We start from the raw sequence: 13,245 nt of genomic DNA, 5'->3' as shown, positions 1-13,245 counted from the left end.
AGGAATGCGTGGCGATGGAATCCGCTGAGATCGAGAGTAAAGGATCGGCGGTAGACCAGGTGGTCGACGAGATCCGGCGGCTGATGCGCGAGCGCAATCTCGGGCTTGGCGACGCCCTGCCCTCGGAGATCGAGCTGGCGGCGATGTTCAACAGCAGCCGCAATACAGTGCGCGAAGCAATCCGCATCCTGAAGGCCTATGGCATCGTCGAAAGCAGGCAAAAGGTCGGCGCCGTCATCACCGACCGCCGCCAGCAGGCGTTGATGGAATTGTTCTCCTTCGCGATCGACATATCAGCCGAGAGCTTCCTGGACATTCAGGGTTTTCGCCGGCTGATCGAGGTCAATCTCTCCGATCTTCTTTTCCAGAATATCGACGACACCAGCATTGCGCGGCTGAAGGCAATCAACGACGCCATGAAGCTGGCGCCGGAACTGTCGAAGGCTGCGGAATTCGACTTCAAGTTCCATGCCGAACTCGTCGGCCTTGCCAACAATCGCACACTGTCACAGGTTTATGGCATTCTGCAGCCACTGTTGCAGCGGCTGATGGAAGCCAGCAAGCGCTCCCGGGCCGCCGTCGAAAGTGCCTATAACGAACATTGCGACATCATCGTCGCGCTCCAACAGCGTGACCGAATCGCCTATGCCTATCATATGAACCGTCATCTTCACGCCGGGTTGCAGTTCATCCAGCCTCCCCAAGAACCGCGACAGATTTGACACAATCCATTTCCTGACGGACAGATAATCATGAAGAAACTGCCACTCGACACCGGCTGGACCCTTTCTCGCGTACGCGCACCTTCGAGCGCCCCGTCGCTCCCGGCGACGATCCCGGCTGCCGTGCCTGGCAATGTGCATCTTGATCTGCTGTCGGCCCGGCTCATCACCGACCCCTATCTGGATGTCAACGAGATCTCCCAGGACTGGATCGGCCGCTCGGCCTGGCGTTACCGGATGGCTTTCGACTGGGATGACGAAGAGGCGGATCGGGTCGATCTCTCCTGCCTCGGGCTCGATACGGCAGCACGTCTGGAGCTGAACGGCATATTGCTCGGGGAAACCTGCAATATGCATCGCAGCTATCGTTTCGACATTCGCGGGCAGCTCAAGGAGGGCCGGAACGAGTTGATCGTCGACTTCGATTCCGCCTATGCCCATGGCGAAGCGGTTCGTAGCGCGCTCGGTTCAGCGGCCGATATCCCGGCCAACTATCCCGGACCCGGACACCTCATCCGCAAGATGGCCTGCAATTTCGGCTGGGACTGGGGTCCGAGCGTCGTCACAGCAGGCATATGGAAGCCAGTCGCCATTGAAAGCTGGTCGAAGGCGCGTCTCGCCATTGTCCGCCCGGAAATTACCTTGCAGGGCGGTGACGGTATGGCGCGCCTGCGTATCGAGGTCGAATGGGCGGACGAAGGCACGGACAGCGCGGCTCTGGTGATGTCGATCGGCGGCAAACGAACCGAAGTCCGAATTGCGCAGGGCGAGACGCATGCTCTGGCGGAATGCCGTATCGACAATCCGGAGATCTGGTGGCCGCACGGGCTTGGCGGCCAGCCGCTTTACGATCTCGACCTCCAGCTTCTGGGCTCAGACGGAGCGATGCTGGATCGCTGGCAGCGCCGCGTTGGCTTTCGCTCCGTGCGCCTCGACACCACGCCCGATGAGATCGGTTCCGCCTTTACCCTCGTCGTCAATGACGTGCCGGTCTTTGCCCGTGGCGCCAATTGGATTCCGGAGGATTGCTTCCTGCCGCGCGTGACGCGGGAACGCTATCGCGAACGGATTGCCCAGGCACGCGATGCCAATATGAACATCCTCCGCGTCTGGGGCGGCGGCGTTTACGAGACCGATATCTTCTATGAAGAGTGCGACGCCGCCGGCATCATGGTCTGGCAGGATTTCCTCTTCGCCTGCGCCGCCTATCCGGAGGAGGAGCCGGTCTATGGCGAGATCGAAGCGGAAGCGCGTGAGGCGATCACCCGGCTGATGCCACACCCCTCGCTGGTGCTCTGGAATGGCAACAATGAAAACATCTGGGGGTATTTCGACTGGGGCTGGCAGGATGTGCTCGCCAATCGTCCCTGGGGCGCCGGCTATTATCTTGACCTGTTGCCGAAACTGGTCGCTGAGATCGATCCGACCCGACCCTATTGGCCTGGAAGCCCCTATTCCGGCTCGATGGATATTGCGCCGAATGCCGACGAGCATGGCTGCAAGCACATCTGGGACGTCTGGAACGAGGTCGGATACGAGACCTACCGCAACTATATTCCGCGTTTCTGCTCCGAATTCGGCTGGCAGGCACCATCGACCTACGCCACGCTCATCGAATCCGTGCGGGAGAAAAGTCGAGCGCCCGCCTCCCCCGGTGTCCTGCATCACCAGAAGGCAACCGGCGGCAACGACAAGCTGATCAAGGGATTGGAAGACTGGTTTCCCGCCCCGGAAAATTTCGACGACTGGCTTTTCGTCACGCAACTGAACCAGGCGCGCGCCATCAGCGTCGGAGTCGACCACATGCGTTCGCATCGCCCCACCTGCATGGGCGCGATCGTCTGGCAGCTCAACGATTGCTGGCCGGTGACCTCCTGGGCAGCGGTCGATGGCGCAGGCCGGAAGAAGCCGCTTTGGTATGCCCTGCGCAACAGCTATGCACCGCATCTCCTGACGATTCAGCCACGCGGCGACGGTCTTGCCGCCATCGCCGTTAACGATGCGACACTGTTCTGGCGCGTGCCCTTCACCATCGAGCGCTTCGATTTCAGCGGCACGCTGCTCGCTCGCCACTCCGTCTGGCGTATCCTTTGCGACCGCTTCGAAAATGCCGAGATCTCCATCCCCAAGGATGTGGCGACGCCGGGCAACCCTAAGCGCGAATTCCTGCGCGCCCGCCTCGGCGATGCCGAAGCCTGGTGGTTCTTCGAGAAGGATATGAAACTGCAATATCCGCAGCCTCGCTTCGACCTTGAGGCCGAGCCGATCGCCGACGGCGTCGCCGTCACGGTCACGGCGCAATCCTTCCTGCGCGATCTCTGCCTGTTTGCCGACCGCATCAGCCCGAATGCCGAGGTCGACGATATGCTGGTCAATCTGATGCCGGGCGAGGGCAAAACCTTCCGCATCAAGGGGCTGTCGAAAGATGCGTGGGAGGACGCCGATCTTTCCGCTATCGTGCGTACAGCCAATCAGGTTGCAGGCGCAGCGCACCCCGGTGAGGCAGAATAAGGGTGAGAATTGATTCAGGAATCAGCCAGTCGAACGCTCGTCAAGCCTCGCCGCATTAAGGCCGGTGACCGGATCGCCGCTGTCTCGCCCTCCTGGGGCGGGCCTGGCACAGTGCCGGATCGCTATCTCACCGGCAAGCGCCAGTTCGAAGAGATATTCAATATCACCGTCGTTGAGATGCCACATACGTTGGCGCCGGCTGATTGGCTTGCCAGAAACCCGGCTGCACGAGCACAGGACCTGATGGATGCCTTTGCTGACCCATCGATCGCCGGCATCGTCGCCACGATCGGCGGTAATGACTCGATACTGCTCATTCAACATCTGAACCTCGATATCATCCGTCAAAATCCGAAAGTGTTTCTTGGATATTCCGATACCACCAGCCTGCATCTTGCCTGCCATGCTGCGGGTCTCGCCTCTTTCTATGGGCCGAGCATCATGTCCGGCTTCGCCGAAAATGGCGGTATGCATCGCTTCACCATCGACGGCGTCCGCAAGGCCTTATTCGAGATAGAACCAATAGGACTGGTCCCGCCGAACACCGAGGGTTGGACCGCCGAGCAGACCGACTGGGGCGATCCTGCCCAGCAGCGAAAACCCCGCTTGCTACAACCTGCCGACCTACCACGGATATTGCAAGGACATGGAAGTGCGTCCGGACACTTGTTGGGCGGTTGCGCTGAAGTATTGGAGATGGCGAAGGCAACGGCATGGTGGCCCTCCCTCGATATATGGAATGGGGCCATCCTTTTCTATGAAACATCCGAAGAGGCGCCATCGCCCAAACTCATAGAGTATTGGCTGCGTAACTTCGCAGCTCAAGGCATATTGCAGCGGCTGAACGGCGTGCTGGTTGCCAGACCCGATCCGGCGGGCAATGAGTCCTATCGAGCGGAGCTCGAAACCACTGTTGTTAAGGCGTTAGCCGAAGCTGGCCTCCCCGACCTTCCCGTCTTGTGCGGCCTCGATTTCGGCCACACCCAGCCGATGCTGACCCTCCCCTACGGCGTGAAAGCTTCGATCGACTGTCACGCGGCAACGCTGAAGCTGCTGGAGGCCGGCGTTTGTTAAGATCGCTGTGGCCAGGCACAGGCCGAAACGACCCTGGCGAAACATTGCGCTCGGAAACGATAAATTGCCTTCTATGATCGTGCGGCGGCTTGTGATCTAGTGCGGGTACCCAACCTATGAATCAGCGAGGCACCGGTTATGTCCTTGGAATCCAATCGTAGCTTTCAGACGCCACGGCGCGAAGAACTCGGTCTTTCCACGCTCGCCAATAGTGCCGGCCTGTCTGTATCTGCGCTGCCGAACGGCACGCTGTTTGCCATCGACTTTGCCGACCAGCAGGGCAGCGTCATGATCAACCAGGTGCTGGGATCGCCTGTTTACGGCGGTATCGGGCGCCTCTATCTGCGCATCGGCGGCTCGCGGCCTGAAGTCGCCGAAATTGTTGGCCCGAAGGCCGCGGTGCGCTTCGGCCATGATGAGGCGGGCTTTTGCTGGAGCGGCGAGACCTCCGGTGTCAAGCATACGGTCCGGCTGCAGCTCCATCCCGGCGATAGCGCCTGGTTCTGGCGGGTTTCGCTTGAAAATACGACCGGTGCGGCGCTTTCAGCCGATCTCGTGCAGATCCAAGATGTCGGCATCGGCGATCGCGGTTTCCTGATGAACAGCGAGGCCTATGCTTCGCAGTATGTCGACCATCATATTGCCGAGCATTCCGCCTTTGGGCCGGTGGTGATGAACCGGCAAAATCTGAAGCAAGGCGGCGGGCGCAATCCTTGGCTGGCACAGGGCTGCCTCGATGGGGCGGCGGCCTATGCCACGGATGCGATCCAGTTGGCGGTGCCGGCCCCAGGCGGCGATGCACAGATGGTGCCGCGCTATGGTGAAAGCCTGCCGAGCACGCGCCGGCAGCACGAAGTCGCGTGTCCGGCGATCCAATCGAAACCTCTCGCGCTCGCACCAAAGACGATCGCAACCGCAACCTTCTTCGGCTTGTTCGTCGCCGATCACCCCGCAGCCTCCAGCAATGCCGATCTTGCAAGGCTGGACGCTCTGCCGCAGGCGCTGAACGAACTCGCGACGAGCGATATTGCCGGCGATGCCCCGGCTCGCAGCCTGGTGCAGGATGCGCCGCTATTCGTGACCGAGCCTTTGGACGAAGCGACGATCGAGCGGCTCTATCCCAAGCGGATGCTGGAAGAGCGCATCGATGGCCAGCTCTATTCCTTCTTCGTGCCGGATGGCTCGCTTAATCGCCACATCGTACTGCGTGAGAAAGAGCGCGTTGTTGCACGCCGTCATGGCGCCATCGTCCGCAGCGGCCAGAATATGCTGTTGGACGACCAGACGCTGGCCGCAACCTGTTGGATGCAGGGCATCTTTGCCGCGCAGTTGACGATCGGCAATACGTCCTTCCACAAGCTCTTCTCGGTCTCCCGCGACCCCTACAATCTGACGCGAGCGAGCGGGCTGCGCATGCTCGTGGACCTCGGCGAAGGCTGGCGCCTGCTTGGCGTTCCCGCGGTCTTCGACATGGGGTTAAGCGATGTCCGCTGGATCTACCGCCTTGCCGGACGCACCATTACGGTGACGGCCATCGCTTCCGGCGACGATCCGTCCATGCAGTGGACCGTAGCGGTCGACGGCGGGGCCTGCCGCTTCCTGGTCTTCGGTCATATCGTGCTCGGGGAACGTGACTACGAAGCCGTCGCAAACATCGAGATCGACACTGCTGCCAAGCAGATATCGTTCCGGCCCCAGCCGTCTTGGCTTTGGGATCGCTATCCGCATGCGGCCTACCATCTCGTCACCTCGACGCCGGGTGCCTTCGAGGCAATCGGCGGCGATGAGCTTCTCTACAGCGACGGCACGCCTCGCAACGGCCCCTTCATCGCGCTCAAATCGCATCCGGTTCAAGGCTTCAGCTTTGCGGTCACCGGATCGATGACCGATGCGGCGGCAGGCGAACGTCTTGCCGTGCGCTACAAGGACGGCGTCAGCAGCGCTGACATGCTTGCTCCCGCGCAACGCTTCTGGAGCCATGTGACGCGCGGCGTGCGCATCGAAGGGGACGGGCGCGACGTCACGGCGCAGGCTGTGATGCTGCCTTGGCTTGCGCATGACGCGATCGTGCATCTGAGCGTGCCGCATGGCCTCGAACAATATACCGGCGCGGCCTGGGGAACGCGCGACGCCTGCCAGGGGCCAGTGGAATTCCTGCTCGCTTATGAACACGATGCCGAAGTAAAGCAGATTCTGAGCACCGTCTTTTCCGAGCAGTATCGCGACCGGGGTGACTGGCCGCAATGGTTCATGCTGGAGCCCTATGCCAACATCCGGGCCGGCGAAAGCCATGGCGATATCGTCGTTTGGCCGCTGAAGGCGCTGTGCGACTATATCGAGACGACGGGCGATCTCGCCTTCCTAGCCGAAACCGTGCCGTGGCGGGCCGACGACACCATGCAACGGACCGAAGAGACGGCGACGATTTCCGCGCATGTCGATAAGCTGCTCGACACCGTACGCAGCCGCTTCGTACCCGGCACAAGCCTCATCCGCTATGGCGAAGGCGATTGGAATGACAGCCTGCAGCCGGCCGATCCGCATTTGCGCGATTGGATGGTCAGCAGTTGGACCGTCTCGTTGCTTTACGAGCAACTGGTGCGCTACGCCGCGATCCTGACGCTTGCCAGCCGGGACGACGAGGCGCAGACGCTCAAGGAAACCGCCGCCGCCATGCGCGACGATTTCAACCGCCTCCTGATGCGCGACGGTGTCGTCGCCGGCTACGGCGTCTTCGATCCGAGCCATGATGGCGTCGAACTGCTGCTGCATCCGCAGGATACGCGCACCGGCCTGCATTATTCGCTGATCGCGATGACGCAGCCGATGCTGGGCGGCCTCTTCACGCCGGAACAGCGGCATGCGCATATGAAGCTGATCAGTGACAATCTGCTTTTCCCGGATGGTGTGAGACTGATGGAAAAGCCGGCGACCTATGCCGGCGGACCGGAAACATTGTTCCGCCGCGCCGAATCCTCGTCCTTCTTCGGGCGCGAGATCGGGCTGATGTATGTGCATGCGCATCTGCGCTATTGCGAGACGCTGGCGCTGGACAACGATGCCGACGGCGTCTGGAACGCGCTGGCGCTCGCCAATCCGATCGCGATCAGCGGCCGGCTCGACCATGCCTCGCTGCGCCAGCGCAACACCTATTTCAGCAGCAGCGACGCCGCATTCCACGATCGCTATCACGCCTCTGATGATTGGGATCGCGTCAAGGCGGGCGATATCGCTGTCGATGGCGGCTGGCGCATCTATTCGAGCGGTCCCGGGCTTTTTACGAAAAGCCTGATCAACAACGTCTTCGGCTTCAAACGGCAATTCGGCGAACGTATCCACAAGCCGCTATTGCCGGCGTCGGTTGCCGTTTCCAAGATCGAACTGGATTTTGAAGCGTAATCGCGAAGGGAGCCGCTTGTTGCGGCTCCCTTTGAATTTGCGGCTGGGGGGTATGAGGTCATATGCAATGGCCTTACCTGCCTCTCAATAGCGGTTATCGTGCACCACGCCCATGATTTCCCCTCCTCGAGACACGCTCACGAGGAGGTTGTCGTCGCCACGCGTCGCCTCAACCAGATAACGCACCCCGACATCCTTTACGTTCCTGACGCGATAACCGCGCCGTTCCAAGAGGCGTATGACGTCATCCGGTCCGAAATTGCCGCGACGCTCTCCCCATCTATTGGCTGCATCGTGATGCCGGTTCCAGGCGTGAAGAAAATCGGACTCCGTTTGGTCCCGGTCAGAGTCGTAGCCGTCCGACGACTGATCCTCGTGAATGACAACCTGTGCAATAGCGGGACTGACGAGGCCCATCGTAATTGCGGCCGTCACGCCCAAGGCGATGAAGGTAACCCTCATTGGCATTTCCTTTGTCGTTTCTTTCCAATAGGGGAGCGATTTAGTGGGCTCCCGGCACCGGTCCCTTCAGCTTTGATATGCAGGCCTCTTCTGCCGAGGCGCTTAGAATTGGCGAGGCGGCAGACGTGGCCTTTCGGCTCATCCGTCGCACCCAGCTCACCCACTATGCTCACCCGCATTTTGCGTTGTGTTCTTATTTGTTACGAAATTTAACGGCCGCGACGACTGAGCCATCAAGCGGCGCAGGAAACAGGTTGCTGCACGGAAGCGGAGCGACGATCAAGCGCGCCGCTCCAGAGGGTGAGGACGAGGGCGTCGGCGACCAGGATCGCGCCGACCCAAGGGGTTGAGCCGAGGCCGAGCGCGGATTCCACCACCAGGCCGCCGATCCAGGCGCCGGCGGCAATGCCGAGGTTGAAGGCGGCAATGTTCAGCGCCGAAGCGACATCGACCGCGGCCGGGCGCACCTGGCGGGCAAGCTGAACGACATAGAGCTGCAAGCCCGGCACATTGGCAAACGACAGGAAGCCGAGAACGGCCAGTGTCGGAATTGCCAGCCAAGGCGAAACGGCCGTGAAACTGAACAGCACGAGCACGATCGCCTGGGCAATAAAGAGTCCCGTCAGCGCCTTGACGGGATTGCCGTTTGCAAGACGCCCGCCGACAACATTGCCGACGGCAATGGCAACGCCATAAAGCACCAGGATCAGGCTGACGGCGGAGGCCGCAAAGCCGGTCACTTCCTGCAGGATCGAGGCCAGGAAGGTGAAGGCGACGAAGGTGCCGCCATAGCCCAGCGCTGTCATGGCGAAGACGATCAGCAGCCGGCCGCTTGCCAGCACGCGGACCTGCTCGCCGATCCCGGCCGGCGGCGCCTTCTTCAGGTTTGACGGCAGCAGCAGCGCAATGCCAGCAAAGGCGATGACGCCAAGGGCTGCGACGGCGGCAAAGGTGGCCCGCCAGCCGAAGGTCTGGCCGATGAACGTGCCGAGCGGGACGCCGGTGACGATCGCGACCGTCAGCCCCATGAACATCATGGCGATTGCCGAGGCACGCCGGTTTTCCGGCACCAGATCGGCCGCGATGGTCGATCCGACGGAGAAGAAGACGCCGTGGGCGAAGGCGGAAAGCACGCGGGCGACAAGCAATGGTTCGTAACCGGGGCTTAAGGCGGCCATGCCGTTGCCGGCGACGAAGAGCGCCATCAGGCCGAGCAACAGGGGCTTGCGCTCGATACCGCCGGTGAGTGCCGTCAGGATCGGCGCGCCGAAGGTAACGCCAAGCGCATAGACGCTGACGATGAGACCGGCGAGCGGCAGGGTGATGTGAAGATCACCCGCAACCGTCGGCAGCAGACCGACGATAACGAATTCGGTGGTGCCGATCGCATAGGCCGCGATCGTCAAGGCAAAAAGAGCTAATGGCATGAGATGGCCCGATCGAAAGGCATCCGGAAATATCCGGCTGCACTGGTTCTTGTTCGATGAGAATATGGTCTCAGGACATTCGATCGATAATTGGCTATATCAACTCAACACTTGTGAATTCAATTCAAAGCTTGAGTGGAGTGATGGACAATCGCGCCGGTGAAATGGACGTCTTCGTGCAGGTGGCCGAGCTTCGCAGTTTCTCGGCAGCGGGGCGGAAATTGCGCCTGTCACCTTCTGCCGTCAGCAAGCTCGTTACACGCCTTGAGGACCGGCTTGGCACACGCTTTCTCGTGCGCACCACGCGTTCGCTGCAGTTGACGCCGGAGGGAGAGGTCTATCTCGAGCGCGCTCAACGCATCCTCGCCGAAATAGCGGAGACGGAGCGCATGGTGACAGCAGGAGGCGCCACGGTCCCGCGCGGACCTCTGCGCGTCAGCGCCTCCGTTGCCATTGGCGTGCGCTGCATCGTGCCACTCATTCCGGATTTCCTGGCACTCTACCCGGAAATAGAACTGGATATTTCGCTCAGCGACAGCATCATCGATATCGTCGGCGAACGCGCCGATGTCGCCATTCGTGTTGGGCCATTGCGTGACAGTTCGCTGAAAGCTCGCAAGCTGCTGGAAAGACGACGCGTCATCGTTGCTTCACCGGCCTATGTCGCAAGGCACGGCCTACCGGTGACGCCGGATGATCTCGACCACCACAATTGCCTGACCTTCAACTTCCGCCCGACCGCCGAAGGCTGGCCCTTTCGCGATCCGGCCACCGGATCAGAGTTCGTGAAGCCGGTCTACGGCAATCTGCAGGCCAATAATGGACCGACGGTGCGCAGCCTCTGTCTCGCCGGTCTTGGCCTTGCCCGAGTCGGATATTTTCATGTGCAGCCCGATATCGAAACCGGCGCACTGGTGCCGGTACTGGAGGATTTCAATGCGGGAGATATCGAGCTGATCCACGCCGTCTATGCCGGCCATGATTATCTTGCCGCACGCATCCGCGCCTTTATCGACTTTTTGGCATCGCGAATCACGTAAAACAGCAATGACCATCAGATAAGCAGAGGGCAGGACTTGGAGACGGCGCTTTATCTTCCGATCAAGAATTTCCTGGAAGCCGCCGGCTACGCGGTAAAGGGCGAAATCGGTAGTTGCGATCTTGTCGGTCTGAGCAAGGATGAACCGCCCGTCGTCGTCATCTGCGAATTGAAGCTAACCTTCAATTTGGAACTCGTGCTGCAGGCGGTTGATCGTGCGGCGGCAAGCGATGAAGTGTGGATTGCCGCCCGCGTCTCGGCGAAGGGCAAGGGACGAGAGAGCGACCGCCGTTTTCGCGATCTCTGCCGCCGCCTCGGTTTCGGCATGCTGGCTGTCTCCGACAACGACACCGTTGATATCATCGTCAGCCCGGTCGCGCCGATGCCGCGCAAGAATATCCGCCGGCGATCACGTCTTGTTGAGGAACATAAGCGGCGCAAGGGCGATCCCGCCCTTGGGGGCAGCACGCGCGCGCCGATCATGACCGCCTACCGTCAGCAGGCACTTGCCTGTGCGATGGCGATCCAGAATGGACAGCAGCGTCCCAGAGATATTCGCGCCAGCGCCCCAGAAGCCGCCAAAATACTGCAGCACAATGTCTATGGTTGGTTCGAGCGCGTCGATCGCGGCATTTACGCCCTGACCGAACTCGGTTCGGAAGCATTGAAGCGCTGGCCGCAGGCGGATGGCGCTTAAACAATAAAGGTGAAGAAATTCGGGCATTACAACGTTAAATTCCAGTAATGTCTTACAAAATTGCAATATAAACATGATCAATATTTAATTTGTAAAATTCATCAGGCGGATCATATAAATCTCCAGCGCCAATTCTTTTTTCTACTGCAAGCTCCGCAGTAAACTCGGATAATAGAGATTCCCCGGAAAGAATAGAAATGGCACTCCGTTCGACGCCTGGTCCCTGACATGGACCCAAGACGCCATATCGCCAACGATCTCGTAAGGGACATCTGCCATGTCAAATCTACTTCGCAAGCATCGCGCCGCTGCCATCGTCGGAGCGGCCATCATAGTCGGCGCAGGGGCCCTGCCCTTCGCCTTCAGCACCCCCGCTGCCGTTGCCGCGACGGCCGAACCTGGCGGCATCATCGCGCCTGGCGGCTCTTTCGCGCCGATCGTCGACGCCGACAAGCCGGCAGTCGTCACCGTTACCACTACGATGAAGGTCACCGATACCAGCGCGGATGCCGGCGACTCCCCGATGGACGAGCAATTCCGCCAGTTCTTCGAGAACCAGGGCATCCCCTTCCCGCAGCAGGAGGCGCCGCAGCATCGTCCGGCGCAGCGCGCCATGGCACTCGGCTCCGGCTTCCTCATCAGCCCGGACGGGGTCATCGTCACCAACAACCACGTCATTCAGAATGCCACGGATATCAAGGTGACGCTCGATGACGGCACCGAACTACCGGCCAAGCTCCTTGGCGCTGACGCAAAATCCGATCTGGCTGTCCTGAAGATCAAGGCGCCGAAGCCTCTCGCCACCGTGGCCTGGGGCGACTCCGATAAATTGAAGCTCGGCGACCAGATCCTGGCGATCGGCAATCCCTTCGGCATTGGCACGACTGTCACCGCTGGCATCGTTTCGGCCCGTGGCCGCGATCTGCACAGCGGCCCCTATGACGATTTCATCCAGATCGACGCTCCGATCAATCACGGCAATTCCGGCGGCCCGCTGGTCGATCGGGACGGCAATGTCGTCGGCATCAACACCGCCATCTATTCGCCGAATGGCGGCAGCGTCGGCGTCGGTTTCGCCATCCCCTCGGATCAAGCCAAGGCGATCGTCGCCAAGCTTGAAAAGAACGGCTCGATCGATCACGGCTATCTCGGGGTCGCCATTCAGCCCGTGACGGCCGATGTTGCCGATGCCGTCGGCCTTTCGCAGGCGCAAGGCGCCCTGGTCGCCAGCGTCAATGACGGAACGCCGGCTGCACGTGCCGGCATCAAGACCGGCGATATCGTTACGGCCGTCGGTAGCGAGACCGTCAAGTCGCCCAAGGATTTGTCGCGCCTGGTTGCCGATCTTTCTCCCGGCGACAAGCGCTCGCTCACGGTCTGGCGCGATGGCAAGAGCATGGATGTGAACGTCACCCTCGGCGGCAATGACGACAGCAAGCAGGCTGCCAATGACAGCGGTGACGGGAAAGTCCAACCGTCCAATCAGCCGAGCATCGGCGTCGGCCTCGCCAATCTGACACCGGATCTACGCGAGCAGCTCAACCTTCCGCACGGTGTCGAAGGTGCCGTCGTCGCCAGCGTCAATCCCGATAAGTCGGCCGCCGCTGCCGGCATCCAAGCGGGCGACATCATCGTCTCGGTCAACGATCAGCCGGTCCACAGTGCCCACGATGCCCAAAACGCAGTTGCACAAGCCGGCAAAGCAGGCCGCAAGTCGGTTCTGCTGCTGATCGAACGCGGCGGCGACAAGACCTTCGTGGCAGTGCCGTTCTCGGCTGCCTAAGCATCTCTCCTGAAAGGCAAACGCGCCTCGTCTCCATCACTGGAGGCGAGGTGTATCTATTTCCCGCGATTGCGTCCGCAATTCCCAACTCCCCAACATCACAGCGCAGCAAAGTGCGCAGGCTCGCGCCG

At 60.8% G+C, this 13,245-nt stretch carries 9 protein-coding genes; 7 read left to right on the top strand and 2 right to left on the bottom strand.

The window, feature by feature from the left end; genetic code table 11:
- Positions 1 to 14 precede the first annotated feature (14 nt).
- The 4 genes from ACXHXG_RS22730 (at position 15) to ACXHXG_RS22715 (ending at position 7,706) form a co-directional block, all read left to right on the top strand.
- Complete coding sequence (locus ACXHXG_RS22730) at positions 15 to 722, top strand: FadR/GntR family transcriptional regulator (protein ID WP_457900904.1); 708 nt, start codon at positions 15 to 17, stop codon at positions 720 to 722.
- Between the two features lie 30 nt (positions 723 to 752).
- Positions 753 to 3,233: a glycoside hydrolase family 2 protein gene (locus ACXHXG_RS22725; RefSeq protein ID WP_457900801.1), complete on the top strand. Its 2,481-nt coding sequence runs from the start codon at positions 753 to 755 to the stop codon at positions 3,231 to 3,233.
- 9 nt (positions 3,234 to 3,242) lie between these two features.
- Positions 3,243 to 4,307, top strand: coding sequence for a S66 family peptidase (locus tag ACXHXG_RS22720; protein ID WP_457900800.1), 1,065 nt, complete (start codon positions 3,243 to 3,245; stop codon positions 4,305 to 4,307).
- A 138-nt stretch (positions 4,308 to 4,445) separates the two neighbouring features.
- Positions 4,446 to 7,706 (top strand): GH36-type glycosyl hydrolase domain-containing protein, encoded by a 3,261-nt coding sequence (locus tag ACXHXG_RS22715; protein ID WP_457900799.1) that lies wholly within the window; start codon positions 4,446 to 4,448, stop codon positions 7,704 to 7,706.
- Positions 7,707 to 7,790: 84 nt separating this feature from the next.
- Here the strand turns inward: ACXHXG_RS22715 and ACXHXG_RS22710 are convergent, their stop codons facing one another.
- Together ACXHXG_RS22710 and ACXHXG_RS22705 are read right to left on the bottom strand one after the other, a co-directional pair.
- The gene (locus tag ACXHXG_RS22710; RefSeq protein ID WP_457900798.1) at positions 7,791 to 8,168 is read right to left on the bottom strand and encodes a hypothetical protein; all 378 of its coding nucleotides are present in this window, start codon (positions 8,166 to 8,168) and stop codon (positions 7,791 to 7,793) included.
- A 233-nt stretch (positions 8,169 to 8,401) separates the two neighbouring features.
- A complete protein-coding gene (locus ACXHXG_RS22705; protein WP_457900797.1) occupies positions 8,402 to 9,595 on the bottom strand; it encodes an MFS transporter in 1,194 nt (397 codons plus the stop codon).
- A 143-nt stretch (positions 9,596 to 9,738) separates the two neighbouring features.
- On the opposite strand from ACXHXG_RS22705, the gene ACXHXG_RS22700 reads away from it, so the two are divergent.
- From ACXHXG_RS22700 to ACXHXG_RS22690, 3 genes are all read left to right on the top strand, one after another.
- Positions 9,739 to 10,635: a LysR family transcriptional regulator gene (locus ACXHXG_RS22700; RefSeq protein ID WP_104826794.1), complete on the top strand. Its 897-nt coding sequence runs from the start codon at positions 9,739 to 9,741 to the stop codon at positions 10,633 to 10,635.
- 36 nt (positions 10,636 to 10,671) lie between these two features.
- Entirely contained in the window at positions 10,672 to 11,331 is a 660-nt protein-coding gene (locus ACXHXG_RS22695; RefSeq protein ID WP_457900796.1) for a DUF2161 domain-containing phosphodiesterase, read from the top strand.
- A gap of 277 nt (positions 11,332 to 11,608) precedes the next feature.
- Complete coding sequence (locus ACXHXG_RS22690) at positions 11,609 to 13,114, top strand: DegQ family serine endoprotease (RefSeq protein ID WP_457900795.1); 1,506 nt, start codon at positions 11,609 to 11,611, stop codon at positions 13,112 to 13,114.
- The last annotated feature ends 131 nt before the right edge of the window (positions 13,115 to 13,245 follow it).

This window comes from Rhizobium sp. LEGMi-198b (assembly GCF_054114205.1).
The sequence above is the reverse complement of the archived record's forward strand: the minus strand, read 5'-3'. Positions and strand labels throughout refer to the sequence as shown.

What these genes read in the sequence shown, in the direction of transcription:
- ACXHXG_RS22715 (WP_457900799.1), top strand. Translation starts at nt 4,446, where the DNA reads ATGTCCTTGGAATCCAATCGTAGCTTTCAGACGCCACGGCGCGAAGAA.
- ACXHXG_RS22705 (WP_457900797.1), bottom strand. Translation starts at nt 9,595, where the DNA reads ATGCCATTAGCTCTTTTTGCCTTGACGATCGCGGCCTATGCGATCGGC.
- ACXHXG_RS22690 (WP_457900795.1), top strand. Translation starts at nt 11,609, where the DNA reads ATGTCAAATCTACTTCGCAAGCATCGCGCCGCTGCCATCGTCGGAGCG.
- ACXHXG_RS22730 (WP_457900904.1), top strand. Translation starts at nt 15, where the DNA reads ATGGAATCCGCTGAGATCGAGAGTAAAGGATCGGCGGTAGACCAGGTG.
- ACXHXG_RS22700 (WP_104826794.1), top strand. Translation starts at nt 9,739, where the DNA reads ATGGACAATCGCGCCGGTGAAATGGACGTCTTCGTGCAGGTGGCCGAG.
- ACXHXG_RS22710 (WP_457900798.1), bottom strand. Translation starts at nt 8,168, where the DNA reads ATGAGGGTTACCTTCATCGCCTTGGGCGTGACGGCCGCAATTACGATG.
- ACXHXG_RS22725 (WP_457900801.1), top strand. Translation starts at nt 753, where the DNA reads ATGAAGAAACTGCCACTCGACACCGGCTGGACCCTTTCTCGCGTACGC.